The sequence below is a fragment of the Methylobacterium sp. PvR107 genome (assembly GCF_017833295.1).
In the GTDB taxonomy this organism is placed as follows: domain Bacteria; phylum Pseudomonadota; class Alphaproteobacteria; order Rhizobiales; family Beijerinckiaceae; genus Methylobacterium.
On the sequence record NZ_JAFIBW010000001.1, the window covers coordinates 5,710,828 to 5,735,645 of the forward strand.

The 24,818-nt window shown below is 68.7% G+C and carries 22 protein-coding genes; 18 read left to right on the plus strand and 4 right to left on the minus strand.

Features of this window, described 5'->3' with window-relative positions; translation table 11 throughout:
- The first annotated feature begins 11 nt into the window (after positions 1 to 11).
- The 15 genes from nuoH (at position 12) to JOE48_RS27150 (ending at position 15,879) form a co-directional block, all read left to right on the plus strand.
- Positions 12 to 1,034, plus strand: coding sequence for an NADH-quinone oxidoreductase subunit NuoH (gene nuoH, locus JOE48_RS27080; RefSeq protein WP_210034434.1), 1,023 nt, complete (start codon positions 12 to 14; stop codon positions 1,032 to 1,034).
- Positions 1,035 to 1,057: 23 nt separating this feature from the next.
- Entirely contained in the window at positions 1,058 to 1,546 is a 489-nt protein-coding gene (nuoI, locus tag JOE48_RS27085) for an NADH-quinone oxidoreductase subunit NuoI (protein WP_091776990.1), read from the plus strand.
- A gap of 222 nt (positions 1,547 to 1,768) precedes the next feature.
- Complete coding sequence (locus tag JOE48_RS27090) at positions 1,769 to 2,389, plus strand: NADH-quinone oxidoreductase subunit J (RefSeq protein ID WP_210034436.1); 621 nt, start codon at positions 1,769 to 1,771, stop codon at positions 2,387 to 2,389.
- A gap of 34 nt (positions 2,390 to 2,423) precedes the next feature.
- A complete protein-coding gene (gene nuoK / locus JOE48_RS27095) occupies positions 2,424 to 2,729 on the plus strand; it encodes an NADH-quinone oxidoreductase subunit NuoK (protein WP_010686008.1) in 306 nt (101 codons plus the stop codon).
- A gap of 81 nt (positions 2,730 to 2,810) precedes the next feature.
- Positions 2,811 to 4,919, plus strand: coding sequence for an NADH-quinone oxidoreductase subunit L (nuoL, locus tag JOE48_RS27100; protein ID WP_210034443.1), 2,109 nt, complete (start codon positions 2,811 to 2,813; stop codon positions 4,917 to 4,919).
- Position 4,920: 1 nt separating this feature from the next.
- The gene (locus JOE48_RS27105; protein WP_210034444.1) at positions 4,921 to 6,441 is read left to right on the plus strand and encodes an NADH-quinone oxidoreductase subunit M; all 1,521 of its coding nucleotides are present in this window, start codon (positions 4,921 to 4,923) and stop codon (positions 6,439 to 6,441) included.
- Between the two features lie 10 nt (positions 6,442 to 6,451).
- Positions 6,452 to 7,897 (plus strand): NADH-quinone oxidoreductase subunit NuoN, encoded by a 1,446-nt coding sequence (nuoN, locus tag JOE48_RS27110; protein WP_210034445.1) that lies wholly within the window; start codon positions 6,452 to 6,454, stop codon positions 7,895 to 7,897.
- 7 nt (positions 7,898 to 7,904) lie between these two features.
- Positions 7,905 to 8,708, plus strand: a complete 804-nt coding sequence (locus tag JOE48_RS27115) for a biotin--[acetyl-CoA-carboxylase] ligase (protein ID WP_210034447.1) — start codon at positions 7,905 to 7,907, stop codon at positions 8,706 to 8,708.
- 16 nt (positions 8,709 to 8,724) lie between these two features.
- Positions 8,725 to 10,398, plus strand: a complete 1,674-nt coding sequence (locus JOE48_RS27120; protein ID WP_210034449.1) for a ribonuclease J — start codon at positions 8,725 to 8,727, stop codon at positions 10,396 to 10,398.
- Between the two features lie 216 nt (positions 10,399 to 10,614).
- The gene (gene mce, locus JOE48_RS27125) at positions 10,615 to 11,019 is read left to right on the plus strand and encodes a methylmalonyl-CoA epimerase (protein WP_091777001.1); all 405 of its coding nucleotides are present in this window, start codon (positions 10,615 to 10,617) and stop codon (positions 11,017 to 11,019) included.
- Positions 11,020 to 11,024: 5 nt separating this feature from the next.
- Entirely contained in the window at positions 11,025 to 11,351 is a 327-nt protein-coding gene (locus JOE48_RS27130) for a DUF1467 family protein (protein ID WP_210034450.1), read from the plus strand.
- A gap of 630 nt (positions 11,352 to 11,981) precedes the next feature.
- A complete protein-coding gene (gene proS / locus JOE48_RS27135) occupies positions 11,982 to 13,307 on the plus strand; it encodes a proline--tRNA ligase (protein WP_210034452.1) in 1,326 nt (441 codons plus the stop codon).
- Positions 13,308 to 13,316: 9 nt separating this feature from the next.
- Complete coding sequence (locus tag JOE48_RS27140) at positions 13,317 to 14,615, plus strand: lipoprotein-releasing ABC transporter permease subunit (protein ID WP_210034453.1); 1,299 nt, start codon at positions 13,317 to 13,319, stop codon at positions 14,613 to 14,615.
- 14 nt (positions 14,616 to 14,629) lie between these two features.
- Positions 14,630 to 15,340, plus strand: coding sequence for an ABC transporter ATP-binding protein (locus JOE48_RS27145; protein WP_210034454.1), 711 nt, complete (start codon positions 14,630 to 14,632; stop codon positions 15,338 to 15,340).
- Between the two features lie 278 nt (positions 15,341 to 15,618).
- Complete coding sequence (locus JOE48_RS27150) at positions 15,619 to 15,879, plus strand: hypothetical protein (RefSeq protein ID WP_210034455.1); 261 nt, start codon at positions 15,619 to 15,621, stop codon at positions 15,877 to 15,879.
- 160 nt (positions 15,880 to 16,039) lie between these two features.
- Here JOE48_RS27150 and JOE48_RS27155 read toward each other — a convergent pair whose 3' ends face one another.
- On the minus strand, positions 16,040 to 17,308 hold the full coding sequence (locus tag JOE48_RS27155) for a glycosyltransferase (protein WP_210034456.1): 1,269 nt from the start codon (positions 17,306 to 17,308) through the stop codon (positions 16,040 to 16,042).
- A 537-nt stretch (positions 17,309 to 17,845) separates the two neighbouring features.
- Here JOE48_RS27155 and dnaE point away from each other — a divergent pair.
- Positions 17,846 to 21,364 (plus strand): DNA polymerase III subunit alpha, encoded by a 3,519-nt coding sequence (gene dnaE / locus JOE48_RS27160; RefSeq protein WP_210034457.1) that lies wholly within the window; start codon positions 17,846 to 17,848, stop codon positions 21,362 to 21,364.
- Positions 21,365 to 21,694: 330 nt separating this feature from the next.
- Here dnaE and JOE48_RS27165 read toward each other — a convergent pair whose 3' ends face one another.
- Positions 21,695 to 22,315 (minus strand): hypothetical protein, encoded by a 621-nt coding sequence (locus JOE48_RS27165; protein WP_210034458.1) that lies wholly within the window; start codon positions 22,313 to 22,315, stop codon positions 21,695 to 21,697.
- Positions 22,316 to 22,490: 175 nt separating this feature from the next.
- Here JOE48_RS27165 and JOE48_RS27170 point away from each other — a divergent pair, with 175 nt between their 5' ends.
- Positions 22,491 to 22,634: a hypothetical protein gene (locus JOE48_RS27170; RefSeq protein ID WP_210034459.1), complete on the plus strand. Its 144-nt coding sequence runs from the start codon at positions 22,491 to 22,493 to the stop codon at positions 22,632 to 22,634.
- A 144-nt stretch (positions 22,635 to 22,778) separates the two neighbouring features.
- On the opposite strand, the gene JOE48_RS27175 is transcribed toward JOE48_RS27170, so the two are convergent.
- Positions 22,779 to 23,474 carry a gamma-glutamylcyclotransferase gene (locus tag JOE48_RS27175; RefSeq protein ID WP_210034461.1) on the minus strand — a complete coding sequence of 232 codons (696 nt, stop codon included), beginning with the start codon at positions 23,472 to 23,474 and terminating at the stop codon, positions 22,779 to 22,781.
- Between the two features lie 19 nt (positions 23,475 to 23,493).
- Positions 23,494 to 23,895 carry a hypothetical protein gene (locus JOE48_RS27180; RefSeq protein WP_210034463.1) on the minus strand — a complete coding sequence of 134 codons (402 nt, stop codon included), beginning with the start codon at positions 23,893 to 23,895 and terminating at the stop codon, positions 23,494 to 23,496.
- A gap of 141 nt (positions 23,896 to 24,036) precedes the next feature.
- Between JOE48_RS27180 and recO the strand changes: the two genes are divergently transcribed.
- Positions 24,037 to 24,756, plus strand: coding sequence for a DNA repair protein RecO (recO, locus tag JOE48_RS27185; protein ID WP_210034465.1), 720 nt, complete (start codon positions 24,037 to 24,039; stop codon positions 24,754 to 24,756).
- The last annotated feature ends 62 nt before the right edge of the window (positions 24,757 to 24,818 follow it).

Below are 24,818 nucleotides of genomic sequence, written 5' to 3' on the forward strand. Positions count from 1 at the left end.
GCTCAAGACCGATGACGTCGCTCGAAATCCTCGGGACCGTGCTCCTGATCGTGCTGAAGAGCTTCGTGCTGCTCTCGGCGCTGCTCGTGTTCATCGCCTACGCGCTGCTCGCCGACCGTAAGATCTGGGCGGCGGTGCAGCTCCGGCGCGGCCCGAACGTGGTCGGGCCGTTCGGCCTGTTCCAGTCCTTCGCCGATCTGATCAAGTTCGCGATCAAGGAGCCGGTGATCCCGGCGGGCGCCAACAAGGCGATCTACCTGCTGGCGCCGCTGGTCTTCGCCATGCTCGCCCTGTCGAGCTGGGCGGTGATCCCGCTCGCCGACGGCTGGGCGATCGCCGACATCAACGTCGGCATCACCTACATCTTCGCGATCTCGTCGCTCGGCGTGTACGGCGTCATCATGGGCGGCTGGGCCTCGAACTCGAAATACGCCTTCCTCGGCGCCCTGCGCTCGGCGGCCCAGATGATCTCCTACGAGGTGTCCCTCGGCTTCGTGATCATCTGCGTGCTGCTCTGCGCCGGCTCGCTCAACCTCTCGCGCATCGTGATGGCGCAGGACACCAGCCTGGGCCTGTTCGGCTGGTACTGGCTGTGGCTGTTCCCGATGTTCGTGGTGTTCTTCGTCTCGGCGCTCGCCGAGACCAACCGCCCGCCCTTCGACCTGCCTGAGGCCGAATCGGAACTCGTGGCCGGCTACATGGTCGAGTATTCGTCGACCCCGTACCTGCTGTTCATGCTCGGCGAGTACGTCGCCATCATGAGCATGTGCGCGCTGGGGACCATCCTGTTCCTGGGCGGCTGGCTGTCCCCGATCCCGTTCGCGCCCTTCACCTGGGTGCCGGGCGTGATCTGGTTCACCCTGAAGGCCAGCTTCCTGTTCTTCCTGTTCGCCATGGTGAAGTCGATCGTGCCGCGCTACCGCTACGATCAGCTCATGCGCCTCGGCTGGAAGGTGTTTCTGCCTATTTCGCTCGTCTCGGTGGTGGTCGTGGCCTTCGTGTTGAAGCTCACCGGCCTGGCCCCGGGCGCCTGACGCTTGAAACCGGAGATCGTGGCATGAAGCTCGATCAGATCGCCAAGAGCCTTCTCCTGAAGGAGTTCGTGTCCGGGATGATCCTCGGCATGCGCTACTTCTTCAAGCCGAAGGCTACGATCAACTATCCCTTCGAGATGGGCCATCGCGGGCCGCGCTTCCGGGGCGAGCATGCCCTGCGCCGCTATCCCAACGGCGAGGAGCGCTGCATCGCCTGCAAGCTCTGCGAGGCGATCTGCCCGGCGCAGGCCATCACCATCGAGGCCGGTCCGCGCCGCAACGACGGCACCCGGCGCACGACGCGCTACGACATCGACATGGTGAAGTGCATTTATTGCGGCATGTGCCAGGAGGCCTGCCCGGTGGACGCCATCGTCGAGGGGCCGAACTTCGAGTTCTCGGTCGAGACCCGGGAGGAGTTGCTCTACGACAAGCAGAAGCTCCTGCTGAACGGCGACCGCTGGGAGCGCGAGATCGCCCGCAACATCGCGATGGACGCGCCCTATCGCTGACGCATCATTCCGTGCTCCGGTCGCCGGCGCTCGGGAGAAGATGACGCGAAAACAAGGCTCTAGAGCATCGCCCCGGTTCCCGGTTCCGGTGCGATGCTCTAGAGCCATGCCGGGGGCGCTGTTGTGCCCCCGTCGACCGGGTTCTATAGACGGGCCGCCCGCCGCGGACCGTCTCCACGCACGGCAGAAGGGGCCGCTCCGGCGGCCGATCCCGATCAGCGCATGACCGCAGCAGCCGCCTTCTTCTATCTGTTCGCGAGCATTACGGTCGCGTCGGGCTTCATGGTGATCGCCGCGCGCAATCCCGTCGCCTCGGTGCTGTTCCTGATCCTCGCCTTCGTGAACGCCGCGGGACTCTTCGTCCTGATGGGCGCCGAGTTCCTGGCGATGATCCTGGTGGTCGTCTACGTGGGCGCGGTCGCAGTCCTGTTCCTGTTCGTGGTGATGATGCTCGATGTCGACTTCGCCGAGCTGCGCCAGGGCTTCCAGCAATACCTGCCGGTCGGCGCCCTGATCGGCGCGATCTTCCTGGTCGAGCTGCTGCTCGTGGTGGGTTCCTGGAGCATCGATCCGGGCCTCGTCCAGGCCCCGCTCGGCAATGTCGCGGCCGCTGAGAACCTGACCAACGCGCAGGCCCTGGGCCGGGTGATCTACACCGACTACGCCTACTTCTTCCAGCTTGCCGGCCTGATCCTGCTGGTCGCCATGATCGGCGCGATCGTGCTGACCTTGCGCGACCGGCCGGGTGTCAAGCGCCAGAATATTTCGGTCCAGAACGCCCGCACCCAGGCCATGGCGGTGGAGACCCGCAAGGTCCCCTCGCGCCAGGGTGTCGAGGTCTGATGCGAGGTCCGATGATCGCCAGGAGATTCGAACGATGATCGGCCTGAGCCACTACCTCACCGTCGCGGCGATCCTGTTCACGCTCGGCGTGCTCGGCATCTTCATCAACCGCAAGAACATCATCGTCATCCTGATGTCGGTCGAGCTGATCCTGCTCTCGGTCAACATCAATCTCGTCGCCTTCTCGACACAGCTGAATGACATCACCGGACAGGTCTTCGCCCTGTTCGTGCTGACGGTCGCGGCCGCCGAGTCGGCGATCGGCCTCGCCATCCTGGTGGTATTCTTCCGCAACCGCGGCTCCATCGCGGTGGAAGACGTGAGCATGATGAAGGGCTAGGGCCTCCTTCCCCGCCGCCCCGATTCACATCCGGACGCCGCCGCATCGCGGCCGGCCCGGAGGACGGACTGCAAGAGAGCGATGTATCACGCGATCGTCTTCTTCCCGCTCATCGGCTTCCTGATCGCCGGCCTGTTCGGCCGGTACATCGGGGCGCGGGCCTGCGAGTACATCACCACGGCGTTCCTCGCCTTCACGGCGTTGATCGCCTGGGGCGTGTTCATCGACGGCGGCCACGCCGAGCGGGTGCAGGTCGCATCCTGGTTCTCGGCCGGCGACCTGCAGGTCGACTGGGCCTTCAAGGTCGACACCCTGACCCGGGTAATGCTCGTGGTCGTCACCACGGTCTCGACCCTCGTGCACCTCTACTCCGTGGGCTACATGGAGGAGGATCCACACCGGCCGCGCTTCTTCGCCTATCTGTCGCTGTTCACCTTCGCCATGCTGATGCTGGTGACGGCCGACAACCTCGTGCAGATGTTCTTCGGCTGGGAGGGCGTGGGCCTCGCCTCCTACCTGCTGATCGGGTTCTGGTACGAGAAGCCCTCGGCCAATGCCGCCGCCATGAAGGCGTTCATCGTCAACCGCGTCGGCGATTTCGGCTTCTCGCTGGGCATTTTCCTGGTCTTCGTGCTGACCGGCTCGGTGGCGTTCGACGCGATCTTCGGCAAGGTCGACGCGATCAAGACGCTCTCGTTCCACCTCCTCGGCTACGACTGGAACGCCCTGACGCTGGCCTGCCTGCTGCTGTTCATGGGCGCCATGGGCAAGTCGGCGCAGTTCCTGCTGCACACGTGGCTGCCGGATGCGATGGAGGGCCCGACCCCGGTCTCGGCGCTGATCCACGCCGCCACCATGGTGACCGCCGGCGTGTTCATGGTCGCCCGCCTGTCGCCGCTGTTCGAGGAGGCGCCGAACGCGCTGACCGTCGTCACGGTGATCGGCGGCATCACGGCGTTCTTCGCGGCCACGATCGGCCTCGTGCAGAACGACATCAAGCGGGTGATCGCCTACTCGACCTGCTCGCAGCTCGGTTACATGTTCGTGGCGCTCGGCGTCGGCGCCTATTCGGCCGGCGTGTTCCACCTGTTCACCCACGCCTTCTTCAAGGCGCTGCTGTTCCTCGGCGCCGGCTCGGTCATTCACGCGATGCACCACGAGCAGGACATGCGGAACATGGGCGGCCTGCGCCGCTACATTCCCTATACCAGCGCCATGATGGCGATCGGCTCCCTGGCGTTGATCGGCTTCCCCTACACGGCCGGCTACTACTCGAAGGACGCGATCATCGAGGCGGCCTATGCGTCGACCCGGCCGGGCCACACCCTCGCCTTCCTGTGCGTGGTGGTGGCGGCGTTCTTCACCTCGTTCTACTCCTGGCGGCTGTTCTTCTTGACCTTCGAGGGTCCGGAGCGCTGGGGTGCGCACGCGGCGCACGACCACCACGACGCCCCCGCGGTGGCGCATTCCGCCATGGCGCACGAGGCCGACGGTGCGCCCGGCCATACCGAAGGCGTTGCCCACGACGATCACGGCCACGATATCGAGCCGGCGCATAAGAGCGACCTCGTCGCCGACGACCATCACGGCCACGGTCACCACGGCGACCACACGCCTCACGAGAGCCCGCTGGTGATGACGATCCCGCTGGCGATCCTCGCCTTCGGCGCCCTGTTCGCCGGGATCATCTTCCACAACCGCTTCATCGGCGACGGGATGGACGCGTTCTGGGGCCACGCCCTGGCGCACGGCCCGAACAACCACATCATGCACGAGATCCACGAGGTCCCGGCGCTGGTCTCGTACGCGCCGCTGATCATGCTGATCCTCGGCTTCGTGCTGGCCTTCTGGATGTATATCCGCCGGCCGGAACTGCCGAGCGCGCTCGCCGCGCAGCAGCCGTCGCTGTACCGGTTCCTGCTCAACAAGTGGTACTTCGACGAGATCTACGACCGGATCTTCGTCCGCCCGGCCAAGGATTTCGGCCTGTTCCTCTGGAAGCAGGGCGACGGCCGGATCATCGACGGCCTCGGCCCCAACGGCGTCGCGGCCCGCGTCGTGGACGTGACCCGCGGGGTGGTCCGCCTGCAGACCGGCTACCTCTATCACTACGCCTTCGTGATGCTCATCGGCGTCGCCGGCCTGATCAGCTGGTACCTGATGTCCGGCCTGCCCAAGGGGGCTCACTGACATGCTCGGCCTCGGCATCCTCTCCGGCCTGCTGATCGTGCCGCTCTGCGGCGCGGCCTTCATCCTGACACTGAACGGCGACGAGGAATCGGTCGCGCGCAACAGCCGCTGGGCCGCGCTCGCCACCACGATCATCACCTTCCTGCTCTCCCTGGTCGCCTGGAGCCGCTACGACACCGCCTCGTCGAGCTTCCAGCTGGTCGAGAGCCACGCGTGGCTCACCGAGACGATCCGGTTCAAGCTCGGCGTCGACGGCTTCTCGATGCCGCTGATCCTGCTGACCACCTTCCTGATGCCGTTCTGCATCGGCGCCTCGTGGCACTCGATCCAGTTCCGCGTGAAGGAGTACTTCGTCGCCTTCCTCGTCCTCGAGACGACGATGATCGGCGTGTTCGCCTCCCTCGATCTGCTGCTGTTCTACTTGTTCTTCGAGGCCGGCCTGATCCCGATGTTCCTGATCATCGGCATCTGGGGCGGGCAGCGCCGGATCTACGCGAGCTTCAAGTTTTTCCTCTACACCCTGCTCGGCTCCGTGCTGATGCTGCTCGCCGTGATGGCGATGTACTGGCAGGCCGGAACCACCGACATCCCGACCCTGCTGCAGACCCGCTTCCCGGCGCAGATGCAGACTTGGCTGTGGCTCGCGTTCTTCGCCTCCTTCGCGGTGAAGATGCCGATGTGGCCGGTCCATACCTGGCTGCCCGACGCCCATGTGGAGGCGCCCACCGCCGGCTCGGTGATCCTGGCCGGCATCCTCCTGAAGATGGGCGGCTACGGCTTCATCCGGATCTCGCTGCCGATGCTGCCGGTGGCGAGCCAGGACTTCGCACCCTTCGTGTTCGCCCTCTCGGTCATTGCGATCATCTTCACCTCGCTCACCGCGATGATGCAGACCGACATCAAGAAGCTGATCGCCTACTCGTCGGTGGCCCATATGGGCTTCGTGACGCTGGGCCTGTTCACCCTGAACGAGCAGGGCATCCAGGGCGCGCTGTTCCTGATGATCTCCCACGGCATCGTGTCGGGGGCGCTCTTCCTCTGCGTCGGCGTTGTCTACGACCGGATGCACACCCGCGAGATCGCCGCCTATGGCGGCCTCGTGAAGCGGATGCCGCTCTACGCCGTGGCCATGCTGATCTTCACCATGGCCAATGTCGGCCTGCCCGGCACCTCCGGCTTCGTGGGCGAGTTCCTGGCGATGCTCGGCGCCTTCAAGGCGAACCCGAACGTCGCTTTCTTCTCGACCTTCGGCATCATCCTGTCGGCGGCCTATGCCCTGTGGCTCTACGCACGGGTGATCTACGGGAAGCTTGAGAAGCCGAACCTCCAGGGCATCCTCGACCTCGATCTCCGGGAGAAGATCATCCTGGCGCCGCTGGTGGCCCTGACGATCTATTACGGTGTGCACCCGTCCCCCGTGCTCGACGTGTTCGCGCCCTCGACCGACGCGCTGATGACCAGCATGAAGGCCGCCCTGTCCAACACCCAGACCGCGGCCGCCGCGCTGCCGGTCCCGCGCTGAGACGGAACAGATGCCCACCGTCCACTCCGTCCTGCCCTCGCTGGCGCCGCTCCTGCCCGAGCTGATCCTCGGGATCGGCGTCATGGTCCTGATCCTCTACGGTGCGTGGCGCGGTGACCGCTCCGCCGAGACCGTGAGCATCGGCGCCCTGATCCTGCTCCTCGTCGCCCTTTCGGTGGTGATCTCCCAGCCGGTCCACGGACGGGTCACGACCCTATCGGGCGCCTTCGTCTCGGATTCCTTCTCGAAGGTGATGAAGTCGCTGGTGCTGCTCGGCTCCTCGGCGACGATCCTGCTGGCGCACGACTTCTTCAAGCGCGAGCGGATCGACCGGTTCGAGTTCCCGGTGCTGATCCTGCTCTGCACCATCGGCATGATGGTGATGGTCTCGGCCAACGACCTGATCGCGCTCTATCTCGGGCTCGAGCTGCAGTCGCTCGCCGCCTACGTGATCGCGGCGTTCCACCGGGACGACGTGAAGTCCACCGAGGCCGGCCTGAAGTACTTCGTCCTCGGCGCGCTCTCGTCGGGCATGCTGCTCTACGGCGCCTCGCTGGTCTACGGCTTCACCGGCACGGTCTCGTTCCCCGGCATCGTCTCGGCGCTGAACGAGAATGCGGGCCTCGGCATCGTGCTCGGGATCGTGTTCCTGGCCGCGGGCGTGTGCTTCAAGATGTCGGCCGTGCCGTTCCACATGTGGACGCCCGACGTCTACGAGGGCTCACCGACCCCGGTGACCGCCTTCTTCGCCACGGCGCCCAAGATGGCGGCCGTCGCGATGACCGTGCGGGTGTTCATCGGCGCGATGCCGGACGTGACGGCGATCTGGCAGCAGATCTTCATCTTCGTCGCGGTCGTGTCGATGGCGCTGGGCTCGTTCGCGGCCATTGGCCAGAGTTCGATCAAGCGCCTGATGGCCTATTCGTCGATCGCCAATATCGGCTACGCGCTGATCGGCCTGGCCTGCGGCTCGGAGGAGGGGATCAGCGGGCTCGTCACCTACATGATCATCTACCTCGCCATGACGCTCGGCACTTTCGCGATCATCCTTTCGCTCCGGCGCCGGGACGTCATGTTCGAGAAGATCGAGGACCTGTCGGGCCTGTCGCGGACCCATCCCTGGATCGCCTTCTGCCTTGCCGCGATGATGTTCTCCCTGGCCGGTATCCCGCCCCTCGCCGGGTTCTTCGCGAAGTTCTACGTCTTCGCCGCCGCCATCAAGGCGGGCCTCGTGACGCTCGCCGTGATCGGCGTGGTAACCAGCGTGGTCGGCGCCTACTACTACCTGCGGCTGGTCAAGATCATGTATTTCGACGAGCCGAAGGAGCCCTACGAAGCGATGGCCCCGGGCCTGCGCATCGTGCTCGCTTTGTCGAGCGTGGTCGTGGTGCTGTTCTTCCTGCTGCCCGGCCCGCTGGTCGGCGTTGCCGGCCGGGCTGCGAAGTCGCTGTTCTAGGACGGCCTTGCGCTACCGACTCGGGCCCGCGGCGCGCAGCCAGGGCCACCGCCTGCATGTCCACGATACCCTCGGCTCCACAAACACGGAGGCGATGGCGCAAGCGCGGGCAGGGGAGACCGGCCCGCTCTGGGTGGTGACCCACCGGCAGGAGGCGGGCCGCGGCCGCCGGGGCAACAGCTGGGCGTCCCTTCCCGGAAACCTCGCGGCGAGCGTGCTCTGGCCGGTGGCCGGCGTCGCGCCCGAGCACCTCGCCGAACTCGGCTTCGTGGCGGGCCTCGCGCTGGTCGAGGCGCTGGAGGCGGCCTGCGGCACCCTGCCGGATACCGCTTCGAACCTCGACACCCGATCTCTGAAGCTCAAATGGCCGAACGATTTGCTGCTCGCCGGCGCGAAGCTGGCCGGCCTGCTGCTCGAGGCCGAGACGCTGCCGGGCGGCCGGCGGGCTGTCGTGATCGGCTTCGGCGTCAATGTCGCGGCGGCCCCGGATGGCCTAGGCGCGACGAGCCTGGCCGCGACGGGTTACGCCGGTGGCGCCGAGGCGCTACTGGAACACCTCTCGGACCGGATGGCCGCACGGGCGCGCCTCTGGGATCGGGGACGGAATTTCGCTGCCCTGCGCGCCGACTGGCTGACGCGGGCCGCCGGTCTCGGATCGGAGATCGCGGTGCACAGCGGCGGACACATCCTGCGGGGCGTGTTCGAGACGATCGACGAGGGGGGGCGGCTCGTGATCCTCGCCCCCGACGGGAACCGGCATACCGTGACGGCGGGCGAGGTGCATTTCGGATCGGCCGCGACGGCGGCCTGAGTTTGGACGACGACAGATGGCAATGGGACAGGAGGAGCTGGTCTTCCTGCCGCTCGGCGGCGTGGGCGAGATCGGGATGAATGCGGCGCTCTACGGCTTCGGCCCGGAGAAGGGCCGGAAGTGGATCATGGTCGATTGCGGCATGGGCTTCGCCAGCGAAGAGAAGATGCCGGGCGTCGACCTGATGTATCCCGACCTCGCCTTCATCGAGGAGCGGCGCAAGGACCTGCTGGGGATCTTCATCACCCACGCGCACGAGGACCATATCGGGGCGATCTCGGAGCTGTGGCCGCGGCTGAAGGTGCCGGTCTACGCCACCCGCTTCGCCAAGAACCTGCTGGAGACCCGGCGCCTGTCCGAGCCCGGCGCCCCGAAGGTCGACCTGCGCGAGGTGAAGCCCGGGCGGCGGGTGACCGTCGGGCCGTTCGAGCTCGAATACGTGCCGGTCTCGCATTCCATCCCGGAATCGAACGCGATCGCGATCCGCACCGCAGCGGGTCTCGTGCTCCACACCGGCGACTGGAAGATCGATCCGACGCCGGTCGCCGGCTCGGTCACCTCGCCGGAGGCGTTCACGGCGCTCGGTGACGAGGGCATCCTCGCCATCGTCTGCGACTCGACCAACGTCGTGCGCGAGGGTTTCTCCCCGAGCGAGAGGACCGTCGCCGAGACCCTCAAGACGCTGATCGCGGACGCCCCGCACCGGGTCGCGGTGACCACCTTCGCGTCGAACGTCGCCCGCATCCGCGCGGTCGCCGAGGCGGCCGCCGCCTGCGGCCGCGAGGTCATCGCGGTCGGCCGGGCCATGGACCGGGTGATCGACGTCGCCCGCGAGTGCGGCTATCTCGACGGGCTGCCCGAGTTCCGCCGCGCGGATTCGTGGAAGAGCCTGCCGCGCGAGCGGGTCGTGGCCCTGCTGACCGGCTCGCAGGGCGAGCCGCGGGCGGCGCTCGCCCGGGTGTCCCGCCGGGACCACCCGGATATCAGCCTCGCCCCGGGCGACCAGGTGATCTTCTCCTCGCGCGCCATCCCCGGCAACGAGCGCGACGTCGGGTCGATCATCAACGACCTGATCGAGCAGGGCGTCGAGGTGATCACCGACCGCACCGAGCTGGTCCACGTCTCCGGCCACCCGCGCCGGGACGAGATGGTCGAGATGTACCGGTGGACCCGTCCCGGCACCGCGATCCCGGTCCACGGCGAGGCGCTGCACCTCGACGAACATGCCCGCTTCGCCCGGGCGCAGGGCGTGCAGAATGTCGTCAAGGCCCGCAACGGCAGCCTCGTCCGCCTGAGCCCCGGGACGCCGGCGGTGATCGACAACGTCAAGGCCGGCCGCCTGTTCAAGGACGGCGATGTCCTGATCGACGAGAAGGACCGGGCGATCCCGGAGCGGCGCAAGCTCATGCAGGCGGGCCTCGTCTCGGTGGCGATTGCCATCGACGAGGACGGCGTCGTGCTGGGCGAGCCGGCGGTGGACATCATCGGCCTGCCGAACCGCGGCCGGTCCGGCGAGCCGCTGATCGAGACGGTGGTCGATGCGGTGTCCCGGACCCTGTCGGGCATGTCGCGGGGCAAGCTCAAGGACTCGGAGAGCGTCGAGAAGACGGTCGATCGGGCCGTGCGCACCGCGGTCAACGAGGCCTGGGGCAAGAAGCCGGCCTGCCACGTGCAGGTGGTGGAGGTTTAGGGTACGAAACCACACGACGCATCACGGCAGATCCAGCCCCAATCCCTCATCCTGAGGTGCCCGCGTCAGCGGGCCTCGGAGGAGCCGTCCAGCCGGCCGCGCGATTTCTGGAGCCCTCCTTCGAGGCCTCCGCTGCGCTCCGGCTCCTCAGGATGAGGCCGATGGATGGAGAAGGCGGCAGCCTGCCGATCGGTGCGCGAACGGGGAGGAAACACCATGATCGGCCGTCTCAATCACGTGGCCATCGCCGTCCAGGATCTCGACGCCGCCTGCGCGGTCTATCGCGACACGCTGGGCGCCACGATCACGCCGCCGCTGCCGCAGCCCGAGCACGGCGTCACGGTCGTGTTCGTCGAACTGCCGAACAGCAAGATCGAGCTGATGGCGCCGCTCGGCGAGGGTTCGCCGATCGAGGCCTTCGTGGCCCGCAATCCCGGCGGCGGCATCCACCACGTCTGCTACGAGGTCGACGACATCCTGGCGGCGCGCGACAAGCTCAAGGCCCAGGGTGCCCGGGTGCTCGGCACCGGCGAGCCGCGGATCGGTGCCCACGGCAAGCCGGTTCTGTTCCTGCATCCGAAGGACTTCCTGGGTACGCTGGTCGAGCTGGAGCAGGTCTGAGCCGGATGATGGCGACGCTCTCCCGCTCGACGCCGATCACGCTGGCCGTCATCACCGTGCTCGTCGCCGCCTTCGTGGCGGCGGGGGTGGGCCTGTTCAAGCTGACCGTGGGCGGCGCGATCGCGCTCTACTTCGTCGTCTGGTGGACACTGCTCTTCGCGGTCCTGCCGCTGCGCAACCAGCCGGAGACGCGGCCGAGCCACGTGGTGCCGGGGCAGGACCCAGGTGCACCGGCGGCGCCGCGTCTGCGCGAGAAGGCCATCTGGACGACCCTGGTCGCGGGCGCCGCCTTCCTGATCGCCCTGGCGGTATTCCCGCTTACCGGGCTGTAGGACCGCTCGGAGCGGCGATCCCGAAGGCATCGCCGGAAGCGCAAAGCCCGCGCAGAGGTGGCGATGTCCACGCGGCCCGGATGCCGGCCGGCTCACGGATCTGGCCCGCCTCGTCCGATACATGACTGAACGGGCAAGTGCTCCGCTTCTCGGCCGACGATATTGGTGCACGGGCGCGCTGTGCCGGCGGACCGGGACGGTCCGGCCAAGGCGACGAACCCAGAGACTGCCAAGAATAAAAAAAGCAAGGCCAGAGGCCTTGCTTTTCAAGATTCAACGGCTCGACCTTTGTAGATCCCACGCATTGGCTGCGGGGCGGTCGCTTTTCCTCCCGAGACTCGGACCTTGCGCCACCTCTTCCGGGAGTCGCAAACATCGCGGGATGCTTATAGGAACAACAATTCGTGTTGTCACCGGGTCTGCGAGAAAAATCTGCGCTTTCTTGCCGGCAAATAGGCAGAGCGCTTCCCGCGTGGGCAACATCCCGTCCGCTCAGGTCCAACGCCTCGGCTTCGCCGCGATTACGCCGCGCCGTGGTCGCGCAGTGCTTGTAATTTCCGGCTCCGGCGTGTTGTGTGCCGGCGTGCCGCGGCTCCCCCCGGCCGGCCTCACTTCCAAGATTCCGACGACATGCGTCTCTCCCGCTACTTCATGCCGACCTTGCGCGAGACGCCCAAGGAAGCCGAGATCGTCTCGCACCGGCTGATGCTGCGCGCCGGCCTGGTCCGCCAGGAGGCCGCCGGCATCTACGCGTGGCTGCCGCTCGGCCTGCGGGTCCTGGAGCGCGTCTGCGCGGTGATCCGCCGGGAGCAGGACCGCTCCGGCGCTATCGAGATCCTGATGCCGACGGTGCAATCCGCCGAGCTGTGGCGCGAATCCGGCCGTTACGACGCCTACGGCAAGGAGATGCTGCGCCTGAAGGACCGGCACGACCGCGAGATGCTGTACGGCCCCACCGCCGAGGAGATGGTCACCGAGATTTTTCGCGGGAGCGTCAGATCGTACAAGGATCTCCCGAAGAACCTCTATCAGATCTCGTGGAAGTTCCGCGACGAGGTGCGGCCGCGCTTCGGCACGATGCGCTCGCGCGAGTTCCTGATGAAGGATGCCTACTCGTTCGACTTCGACCAGGCCGGCGCCCGTCACGCCTACAACCGGATGTTCGTCGCGTACCTGCGCACCTTCGCGGGCCTCGGCCTGAAGGCGATCCCGATGCGCGCCGATACCGGCCCGATCGGCGGCGACCTGTCCCACGAGTTCATCATCCTGGCCAAGACCGGCGAGAGCGAGGTCTTCTGCGATAAGGCCTATCTCGATTTCGACACCCCGCCGGAGACGGTCGATTTCGACGACGTCGCCGCCCTCCAGGGCATCGTCGATGCCTGGACCTCGCACTACGCCGCCACCGAGGAGATGCACGAGAAGGAAGCCTTCGCCGAGGTGGCCGAGGACAGCCGGCTGGCCGCCCGGGGCATCGAGGTCGGGCACATCTTCTACTTCGGCACGAAGTATTCCGAGCCGATGGGCGCCAAGGTCGCCGGGCCGGACGGGATCGAGCGGCCGGTCCATATGGGCTCCTACGGCATCGGCCCGAGCCGGCTGGTGGCGGCGATCATCGAGGCGAGCCACGACGAGGCCGGCATCATCTGGCCGGATTCGGTCGCGCCGTTCGACGTGGCGCTGATCAACCTCAAGGTCGGCGATGCCGGCACCGATGCCGCCTGCGCGCAGATCCAGTCGGATCTCGAGACAGCCGGCCTGTCGGTGCTCTACGACGACCGTGACGAGCGGCCCGGCGCCAAGTTCGCCACCGCCGATCTGATCGGGCTGCCCTGGCAGGTGATCGTCGGGCCGAAGGGCCTCGCGGAGGGCAAGGTCGAGCTGAAGCGGCGCGCCGGGGGTGAGCGCGAGAGCCTCGCCACCGTCGATCTGCTGGCACGCATCCGGCGCGTCTGAGGGGTGCCGATGGCGGCATCAGCGGCGCTGGACCGAGTGAAGGGCATCGCGGCGTCGTTCCGCCAGGGGACCGCACCCTTCGCGCCGTTCGAGTGGATCCTCGCCGGCCGCTACCTGCGCGCCCGTCGCCGGGGCGGCGGCGTCTCGGTGGTGGCGTTCTTCTCGGTGCTGGGGATCGCACTCGGCGTTGCCACGCTGATCATCGTGCTCTCGGTCATGAACGGCTTCCGGGCGGAGCTCCTGTCGAAGATCGTCGGCATCAACGGCCACCTGTTCGCGACGCCGATCGACCGGCCGCTCAACGACTGGACGGACCTGTCCGAGCGCCTGTCGAAGGTGGCCGGCGTGCGCGCCGCGGTGCCGCTCGTGGAGGGGCAGGCCTTCGCCTCGTCGCAATATGGCGGCTCGGGCGTCGTCATCCGCGGCGTGCGGGCGGCCGATCTCGACGCCCTGGCGGCGGTCTCGTCCTCGATCCGCGGCGGCACCCTGGAGGGCTTCGACGACGGCACCGGCGTGCTGATCGGCCGGCGGCTCGCCGACACGCTCGGCCTGCAGGCCGGGGACACGATCACGCTGGTGACGCCCAAGGGCTCCTCGACGCCGTTCGGCACCGCGCCGCGCACCAAGAGCTACACCGTCAAGGCGGTGTTCGAGGTCGGGATGACCGAGTTCGACCAGACCTTCGTGTTCATGCCGCTGACCGAGGCCCAGACCTTCTTCAACAAGGATGGCGACGTCAGCATGATCGAGATCTACGTCGACGATCCCGACCATGTCGGCGACATGCGCGAGCCGCTGGAGATGGCGGCCGAGCGCCCGATCCTGCTCACCGACTGGCGCCAGCGCAACCGGACCTTCTTCGGGGCGCTGGAGGTGGAGCGGAACGTGATGTTCCTGATCCTCAGCCTGATCGTCGTGGTGGCGACGCTCAACATCGTCTCCGGCCTGATTCTGCTGGTGCGCGACAAGTCGAGCGACATCGCGATCCTGCGCACCATGGGGGCGACGCCCGGCACGATCATGCGGGTGTTCCTGATCAACGGCGCGCTGATCGGCGTCGTCGGGACGCTCAGCGGGCTGGGGCTCGGCATCCTGATCACCCTGAACATCAAGCCGATCCAGCACGTGCTGTTTCCGGGCGCCTGGGACCCGACGGTGCGGTTCCTCGCCGAGATCCCGGCCCAGATGAACCCGAAGGAGATCACCGCCGTGGTGATCACCTCGCTGCTGCTGTCGCTCGCGGCGACGCTGTATCCCTCCTGGCGCGCCGCCCGGCTCGATCCGGTGCAGGCCCTCCGCTACGGCTGACGGACCGCCCACCGATGAGCGATTCGAAGTCAGCCGGCGACCAGCCGGTCCCGGCCCTGTTCTTCTCCCGCGTCGAGCGACGCTATCCCCAGGCCGAGGGCGCCCTGGAGATCCTGCGCGGGGCCGACCTCGCGATCTGGCCGGGCGAGCTGGTGGCGCTGGTGGCGCCGTCGGGCGCCGGCAAGTCGACCCTGCTGCACCTGGCCGGCCTCCTGGAGCGGCCGGACGGCGGCGAGGTCTATATCGGCGGCCAGCCGACCGCCGCGATGCCCGATGCCGAGCGCACCCGCCTCCGGCGCGAGGAGATGGGCTTCGTCTACCAGTTCCACCATCTGCTGCCGGAATTCTCGGCGCTTGAGAATGTGGTGATGCCGCAGCTCATCCGCGGGCTGAAGAGCGCGGAAGCGAAGGCCCGCGCCACCGAGCTGCTCAGCTTCCTCGGCCTCAAGGAGCGGCTCCTGCACCGCCCGGCGGAATTGTCTGGAGGCGAGCAGCAGCGTGTCGCCATCGCCCGGGCGGTGGCCAACGGCCCGCGGCTGCTGCTCGCCGACGAGCCGACCGGCAACCTCGATCCCGGGACGGCGGGTCATGTCTTCTCGGTGCTGATGGCCCTGGTGCGCGCCTCAGGCCTCGCCGCCCTGGTGGCGACCCACAACCTGGACCTCGCCGCCCGCATGGACCGGCGGGTGACCATCCGCGACGGGCTGATCACGCCGCTCGAGTGAGGGCGGCCACGGCCCCGCGACGGTCCGGGTCATCCGGACAGGCGTGGATTACCTCTGACGGGATGGCGCGAGGGTCCGGCCTCGCCGCTCCGCACCGATAGTGCCGCAGGGAGCCGAGCCCGCCTTCGCCGCGGGGCGAAGAGCACGCGCATTTTAATCCACCCCGCCGCGTGCGGGGAGGCACGCCACAGAAGATGTCAGCTCGTTATATTGCAATCACGCAAGATAAAACAGAGCCGATCAACCGGCCTGGTCTGCGCTATCTCTGGAGCGACGCTATGAAGAACCGTATTGTTATTGCTATGACAGCCCTGATGCTTGGCGCCGTCCCGTTCTCGTCCGCCATGGCGGCCAACGAGGCCCGGTGGACCGGCTTCGCCCCCTACACGCCCGAGACCACCGGCGCGCTCGGCCTCGGGGTGCACGACGCACCTTTCTACGAGGGCTGCCCGATGAGTTCGGCCGCCGAGGGCAACGCCAATCAGCAGACGCGCCCGATCAAGCAGTACGGCCAGACCGCCGGCGGGTACCGCTGCTGAACCGGCGGGGAGGCCGATGAAGCTCAAGGTCCTGTCCTACGCGATGATCGGCGCCTTCGTGAGCGGCCTTCTCGTGACGCTCGTCGGCTCGGCCAGCGTCCTAATGAGCCACTGACACCCCGGCGCCGCCCCACGCGGGCGGCGCTTCGGGATGCCCCCTTCAGCGTGCCGTCGCGGATCCGGTCCGGGCCTCCGGCGCGGCCAAGGTCTCCACGTAATCGCAGGCCTGCGCGATCGCGTCGCGGCTCTCCATCATGCGCGCCCGGGCCGTCGCGCAGGCCTGCGCCACCGCCGGATCAGCGAGCAGCCGCCTCAGGATGCGGGCGGCGCGGGCGGGCCGGAAACCGCGGCGGCTCAGGGTGGTGCCGAGGTTGCGGTCCTTCAGGCGCCGGCCCTCGTCGAAATGGTCGAACGCCACCGGCACCACGAGCTGCGGGATGCCGGCAGCCAGCGCCTGCGCCACCGTCCCGACGCCGCCGTGATGGACCAGGGCGGCGCTGCGCGGCAGCAGCCTGCTCAACGGCGCGTAGGGCAGATGGATGATCCCGGGCGGCAGCGGCCGGGGAATCTGCCCGTCCTGCGGGGCGAGCAGAACGCCGCGACGGCCCATCCGCCGGCACAGGTCCACCGCCGTGTCGAAGAAGGCCGCGCCCTGGCGCATCGCCGAGCCGTAGGTGAACACGAGCGGCGCATCGCCCGATCCCAGGAAGGCCTCGAGCTCCGGCGGCAGGACGGCGACGTCGCCGAAGCGGTCGACCAACGGGAAGCCGAGCTGGACCGCCTGCGCCGGCCAATCCGGCTGCGGCGCCGCGTACCAGTCCGGGAACATGAGCAGCATGCGCGTCGGGCTGTTCCACCAGTGCCGCAGCCGGTAGACCGGATCGAGGCCGAGGCGCGCGCGCAGGGCATTGAGCGGTGGCAGCGTGAACGGGCCGACCGCGGCTTTGTCGACGCCCATGTTGACGTAAGCGCGCAGTGTGGCGGGCAGGAAGCGCGGCAGCGGCAGGCCCGGCAGCCGCGGCGGGTCGAACCGGCTCTCGATCAGGAACGGCATCACGTGCAGCGTGGCGGTCGGGAGATCGTAGAGATCCTGGGCGAGCCGCGCGCCCCAGGCCAGGGGCGAGGCGACCACGACGAGGTCGATGCCGCGCGCCCGTGTCGCCCCGAGCCACAGGCAGGCGGGTTCGGCCACCTGCAGGGCATAGTCGAACATCGGCCGGAAGCCCTGCTGCGGGTGCCAGAGGTCCGGCTGGCGGATCACCGCCTCGTAGTCGGCCACCGTACCGAGAGGCTGAAAGGCGAGGCCGGCGCGGCGCGCCATCGCCTCGAACGGCGCCGGCGCCGCCAAGGACACGCCGTGGCCGCGCTCGAGGAGTTCGTGGCCGAGCGCGATGAACGGCAGCACGTCGCCGTGTGTGCCGACGGCCACAAGAGCGACGTCGACCTGTTCGACCGTCCGGTGCGCGGGAATGGCTTGCTCCTTCGAACCCCCCGGTCAGAAATCGAGTTCGTCTGGGCGCCGGCCATGCCAGCCTGCCCGCTCGGCATCAAGACACTTTTTACCATGATCGGAAGCAGCGGCCGCACAGGACCCACAGTGGCTTTCATTAGAACAAAACATGAACATACTGGAGCGCGAAAGCAGGAGGCACGGCGATGCTGAGGCGGTTGGTCCTGACCGGAATGGTCGAGCTCATGGCGTTCGGAATGCTGTTCGCGGCGGTGGGTGCATGGGCCATAGCCTTGGCACCGGTCCGTTAGCCGATTTCTGCCGAAGGCTGCCCGGTTCCGGCCGGGAACGACTTATGCACAGGCGATCAGCCCTCCGGTACCGATTGTCCACAGGGGCGTCGCGAAGTGGTGCTCCGGGGGCACGACCGGTGGATATCGTCCGCGGTGGGCCCGGCGCACGTCGACTTGAAGCCGCCAAATGGGGATGCTGCGCGACCCCGGAACAAGGTCGGCCATGCCACGCCAGCTCAAGGAGGTCGGATTCGTCCACCTCCATGTCCACTCGTCCTATTCCCTCCTCGAAGGGGCGCTGAAGGTCGGGTCGCTGATCAAGGCTGCGGCTGCCGACCGGCAGCCGGCCCTGGCGCTGACCGACACCAACAACCTGTTTGGGGCGCTGGAATTTTCCGAGAAGGCGGCCGGGGAGGGCATCCAGCCGATCGCGGGCGTTCAGCTCTCCGTGGCGTTCGAGGCCGCGGATCCACACCAGCGGCAGGCGCCGACAAGTCACGGGATCGTGCTCCTCGCCCAGGACGAGACCGGCTACGCCAACCTGCTGCGGCTGGCGAGCCGCGCCTATTTCGATACGGCGCTCGGCGAGGCCCCCCGCCTCGATGCCGGGGCGTTCGTCGGCGCCTCGGACGGCCTGATCGCGCTCACCGGCGGGCTGTCGGGGCCCCTCGACACGGCCTTCCGGGCCGGCCGGCCCGAGTTGGCGCTCGCCCGCCTGAAGCGGCTCAAGGAGGCCTTCGGCGAGGACCGGCTCTACGTCGAGCTGCAGCGCCACGGCCTGCCGGAGGAAGGGCGGGTCGAGACCGCGCTCCTCGACCTCGCCGGCCGCCACGGCCTCGGGATCGTGGCGACCAACGAGCCCTACTTCGCCAAGCCCGACGATTACGACGCCCACGATGCCCTGCTCGCCATCGCGGAAGGCCGCGTCGTCTCGGACGAGCGCCGCCGCCGGCTGACGCCGAGCCACGCCTTCAAGACCCGCGCCGAGATGGCCGAGCTGTTCCGCGACCTGCCGGACGCGCTCCAGGCCACGGTCGAGATCGCCATGCGCTGCGCCGTGCGGGCGCGGACCCGCAAGCCGATCCTGCCGAATTTCGGCGCCGTGGCGGCGGGCGAGGCGGCCCCGATGGCGGACGCCCTGGCGGAGGCGTCGGAATCCGGCGTTCAGGCGGTCTCGGCCGACGAGCCGACCGAGCTGCGGCGGCAGGCCGAGGCCGGGCTGGAGCTGCGCCTGAAGCAGCACGGCACGGCGCCGGGCTTCTCCGAGGAGGATTACCGCAAGCGCCTCGAATTCGAGCTCGACGTCATCGTCAAGATGAAGTTCCCGGGCTACTTCCTGATCGTCTCGGACTTCATCAAGTGGGCCAAGGACCACGACATCCCGGTCGGTCCGGGCCGCGGCTCCGGCGCCGGCTCCCTGGTGGCGTGGTCGCTGCTGATCACCGATCTCGACCCGCTGCGCTTCGGCCTGCTGTTCGAGCGGTTCCTGAACCCCGAGCGCGTCTCGATGCCGGATTTCGACATCGACTTCTGCGTCGAGGGTCGCGAGCGGGTGATCAAGTACGTGCAGCAGCGCTACGGCGAGGGGCAGGTCGGGCAGATCATCACCTTCGGTACGCTGCTCGCCCGCGGCGTGCTGCGCGACGTCGGCCGCGTCCTGGAGATGCCCTACGGGCAGGTCGACAAGCTGACCAAGCTCGTGCCGCAGAACCCGGCCAACCCCGTGACGCTGGCCCAGGCGATCGAGGGCGAGCCCAAGCTCCAGCAGGCCATGGAGGAGGAGCCGATCGTCGGCCGGCTGATCGACATCTCCAAGAAGCTCGAAGGCCTGCACCGCCACGCCTCGACCCACGCGGCCGGCGTGGTGATCGGCGACCGGCCGCTGGAGGAGCTGGTTCCGCTCTACCGAGACCCGAAGACCGGCATGCGGGTGACCCAGTTCAACATGAAGTGGGTCGAGCAGGCCGGGCTGGTGAAGTTCGACTTCCTGGGCCTCAAGACCCTCACCATGCTGCGCTGCTGCACCGATCTGCTGAAGAAGCGCGGCATCGACATCGATCTGGCCGCCTTGCCGCTCGACGACGAAAAAACCTACGGGCCCATGGGACGCGGCGAGACGGTCGGCGTGTTCCAGGTGGAATCGGCCGGCATGCGCAAGGCGCTCTGCGAGATGCAGGCCGACCGGCTGGAGGACATCATCGCCCTGGTGGCGCTCTACCGGCCGGGCCCGATGGCCAACATCCCGGTCTATTGCGAGCGCAAGCTCGGCCGCGACGCCGGCAACGAGGCGACGTGGTATCCGGATCCGAAGCTGGAGCCGATGCTGAAGGAAACCTTCGGCATCATCGTCTATCAGGAACAGGTGATGGAGATCGCCAAGGTCCTGGCCGGCTACTCGCTCGGCGAGGCCGACATGCTCCGGCGCGCCATGGGCAAGAAGATCCGCGCCGAGATGGACGCGCAGCGCGACCGGTTCCTGAAAGGCTGCACCGAGCGCGGGCTGACCAAGGCCAAGGCCAACGAGATCTTCGACCTGCTCGCCAAGTTCGCCGATTACGGCTTCAACAAGAGCCACGCGGCGGCCTACGCGCTGCTGACCTACCAGACCGCCTACCTGAAGGCGAACTACCCGGTCGAGTTCCTGGCCGCCGCCATGACGCTCGACATCGACAACACCGACAAGCTCGCCGAATTCCGCCAGGACGCGCAGCGCCTGAAGATCACGGTCGAGCCACCCGCGATCAACACCTCGGGCGAGGTGTTCGAGGTGCGCGACGGCAAGATCTTCTACGCGCTCGCCGCCATCAAGGGCGTCGGCCGCGAGGCGGTGCGGGCGCTGGTCGAGGCGCGGGGCGACCGGCCGTTCAAGGACCTCGCCTGCCTCGCCCGCCGGCTGAACCCGCGGATGATCAACAAGCGCACCCTGGAGAGCCTCGTCCAGGCCGGGGCGCTGGACTGCATCGAGCCGGACCGGGCGCGCGCCTTCGCGGCGGTGGAGCCGATGATGAAGCTCGCCGCCAGCGCGGCGGAGGCCGAGAATGCCGGCGTGACCGACATGTTCGGCGGCGTGGTGGCGGATGACGTGTCCCTGCGGATCCCGCCCCACGAGATCTGGCCGATGGCCGACACCCTGAAGCGCGAATACGCGGCGATCGGGTTCTTCATCTCGGGCCACCCCCTCGACGAGTACGGCGACCTTCTCGACAAGCTGCGGGTCCAGAGCTGGGCCGATTTCTGCCGCGCTGTGCGGGCCGGAACCTCGAGCGTCGGCCGGGTCGCGGCCTCGGTGCTCGACCGGGCGGAGCGGCGGACCAAGACCGGCAACAAGATGGGCATCGTCACCCTCTCGGACCGGACCGCGCATTTCGAGGCGATCATCTTCTCCGAGGGGCTCGGCCAGTACCGCGACATCCTGGAGCCGGGCCGGCCGCTGGTGCTCCAGCTTCAGGCGAACCTGGAGGGCGAGGACGTGCGCGCCCGCATCCTCACCGCGGAGCCCCTCGACCAGGCGGTGGCCCGCCACCAGAAGGGCATCCGCATCCATCTGAGCGACCCGCGCGGTGTCGCCCCCGTGCAGCAGCGGCTGTCGATGCGCGGCGAGAGCGAGGTCTCGCTGATCCTCAAGCTCGACGGCGGCGGGCGCGAGGTGGAAATCCGGCTGCCAGGCAAGTTCCAGGCGACGCCGACGCTCGCCGGCCAGCTCCGGACCGTGCCGGGGGTGGTGCAGGTGGAGGTGAGCTAGCCTCCCTCGGCGTGCGGGACGACCGTCCCGTCATTCCGGCATTGCGAAGCAGGGCCCGGAATCTGGAGCCGCTCGTGTGCGCCCGTTCTCGTCGGGAGGACGGCACCCGCACCGATCTGCGGCGGAGGCTCTGGATTCCGGGCTCTCGCCCGACGGCGAGCCCCGGAATGACGACAGCGATGCCTGACTGAGAACAGGCTCGAAACCCGACCGTTTGGACCTCGGCGCACCCTGCGACGAGGATCGATGGACCAGCGCCGCCCGAAACCCGCCGCCGACGATCCGGACAGGCCGCGCGCGCGGCCGCCTCGAGGCGCCGGCCGAGCCGCCTCAGAACGGCGCCGCGAGGCAGCCGGCCAGCGCGCCCTTCAACGCCGCGGCATCGGTTTCCGCCACCGTGACCGTCGCCGTCAGGGCCGGATCCTGGCTCCGCGGGCTCGCCTGCGTCCAGGTGAGCTTCGTCCCGGGCTGGGTAAGGGCCAGGGCGACGCCGCGCAGGGGATCCTCGCCGCGGTGGGCCCCGGCCACCGTCAAGGTGAAGCCCGAATCCGCCCCGGTCGCCACGCCCCGAACCGGCATCCGCACCGAGCGCACGGTGCCGGCGCCGGAGACCAGGATCCCGGTGAGCGGCGCCGTGCCGCCGCTTTCGAGCCCCGCGAAGTCGAAGCGCGGCGCCAGCTCGGCGAAGCGGGGCACGATCAGAGCCGCCGACAGGCCGGTGCCGCCCGGATCGCAGGCGACGTGCAGGGTCACCGGACGCTGGTCCGTGCCGAGGGCCGCGGTGCCGGACAGGTCCGCGCCGCCCCCGGGCGCCCGGGCAGCGCCGGCCAGCAGCGGCGTCCGCCCGGTGACGATGTCCGACAGCCGGTCGCCACGGCTCAGCGGTCCCGCCAGGAGGGCCGCGACGGCGATCACGACGACCGCCAGGGCCACGCCGATCCGGAGCCGCATCCCATCCTCCGCCTGTGGACATCCCGGGCCGGCGGCATAGACGATCGCGGCCCTGCCGCAACCCTCCGTTCACCACAAACGCAATAACCGCATCGCGACAGCACCCGCGTGCGTTGCAGAAACTCCGTAAAAACCGATCGATCCTATGCACCGTCGCTCAAGCTTGAGCTTCGCCATGCGCACGAAGATCCTGCTCGCTCTCACCCTTCTGGTCTATGTCACCACCGGCCGCGCTCCCGGCATCCGGGAGCCGCGCAACCCGGATGCGGAGCATGGCGGTGGCCGGGTCGTGATCGCGATGAAGCGGGCCTGGGCCTGAGCCGCGTCCGGTTCCCGGGGAAGCAATCGTCATCGCGCGCAGCGGAGAGGCCCGGGGCGGCGCGACATCTCGACCGTGACGCCACCGGATGGCGTTGCTCCGCGCGCAACGACGGCTGCACCGACGCGATCGACAGCGAAGGCCTCACGCCGCCGGTGCGCACGCCCTGAGCCGCGCGGCCACCAGGGCCTGGAGGCTCCAGAGATGCCGGTCGCGGATGCCGAGGCGCTCGCAGGCCTCAACGGTCCGGAACAGGTACTCGGCGCTCGGCCCCTTATGCCCGCAGGCGGCGGCGATCTTCCCGGCGATCTCCGAATCCGAGAGGCGGCCCGCATAGCGGTCGCTGGCGCGGTTGGCCAGGAAGGTCAGGGCCGAGACGGTCCCGGCCTCGGTGGCGACCGGCAGCCAGCGGGCGACATAGCCCCGGCCGCGCATCTCCCGCCGCCAGACCGGCATCAGGGCCTCGCGGATCTCCATCCCGGGCAGGCGGAAGGCCACGCCCCGGCACAGGCCGCCGCGATCCAGCGCCAGGACGAAGCCCGGCCGCTCCGGCGTGCCGCGGAACCGCCGCTGGAGCAGGCAGAACCGACGGTGGAAGCCGCGCACCGTCCCGATCCGGCGCTCGGCCACCGGAAATTCCGGATTCCACATCAGCGAGCCGTAGGCGAAGACCCAGAGGTCGCTGCCCTCGCGCCCCGCGACGATCGCATCGAGCCCCGGGCGCAACTCCGCATCCGAGAGAACCGCGAGCGCGCTCGGGTCGTCGGGGATCGGGACGGAATGGGCGCGGGCGATCAGGTCGAGGCTGAGGTCGAGGGTGCGGGCGGGCGCGCTGGGCATGGCCCTCAACGCGGCGGCCTCAGGGCTTGTTGCCGAGCGCGTCGAGTTCCGGAAAGGGGCGGGTGCGGTGACCGGTGCAGACCTCGTCGTCATCGAGCACCGTGAGCCGGTCGCCCGCGTCGCGCAACGTCACCTTCGGGCGCTCGGGCTTGCCGAAGGTCCGGCCGTACATCCGGCCCGATACGCAATAGATCACCCGGCCGCCATCCGCGATCGGCCCCGCGATCCGACTGCCCTCGAACCGCACCGGCAACAGCGAGACCGAACCGAACTCGACCTGCTTCAGCGCCAGGGCGGCGATCCGCTGGAGGAGGGCCGGGGATGGGGCGTCTTCGCGCTCGGGCTTCTGCGTCCGCGGGGCGGCCTGCGCGCCGACGGCGGCGAGGGCAAGGAGACCGGCGAGGGTGGCGCGGGGCGGCATCGCTCATCGCTAGCCGGCCAAGGCTGCCCGAGGCTGGCCAGCGGGGCGGGCAGCGCCGGACGCCGCGGCTTCCTATATGGAGGCGACCCAGCGGAACGCCTCCGGCGCACCGCGCCCTCTCACTGCGCGACGCGACGCTCGATGCAATGGACCGACGACGCCGTGGTGCTCGGCCTGCGCCGGCACGGGGAAACCGGCGTCATCCTGGAGGCGATGACCGAAGCCCACGGGCGCCATCTCGGCCTCGTGCATGGCGGGCGCTCGCGCCGGATGCAGCCGGTGCTGCAGCCCGGGAACCGGGTGCGGCTGACGTGGCGGGCGCGCCTCGACGACGGCCTCGGCTCCTACGCGGTGGAGCCCCTCGACTCGCAGCTCTCGCGGCTGATCGGATCGAGCCTTGCCCTGTACGGCATGAACCACCTAGCCGCCCTGCTGCGGCTTCTCCCCGAGCGCGACCCGCATCCCGCGCTCTACGCGGCGGCGGGAATCCTGGTCGAGCATCTCGACGACCCGGCGATCGCCCCGCCCCTGATGGTGCGCTTCGAGCTGGCGATCCTGTCGGAGCTCGGCTTCGGCCTCGACCTGACCGCCTGCGCGGCCACCGGCGGCAACGATGCCCTGGCCTACGTCTCGCCGAAGAGCGGCCGGGCAGTCAGCGCCTCGGCGGGCGAACCGTACCGGGACCGCCTGCTGGCGCTGCCGACCTTCCTGCACGCGGGCGGATCCCCCGGCCCGGATGGCGTTGCACAAGGGTTTACCTTGACGGGATACTTCCTCGACCGGCACGTCTGGGGCCCGCGCGGCCTCGGGCCGCCCGAGGAGCGGGCGCGATTCGTTGCGCTCGGCCGCGAGCCCGGATAATGTTCGCGTTCTGTTCTATAAACGTCCGGGCGTGAGCGTTGCTCGACCCGGGACGAACAAAC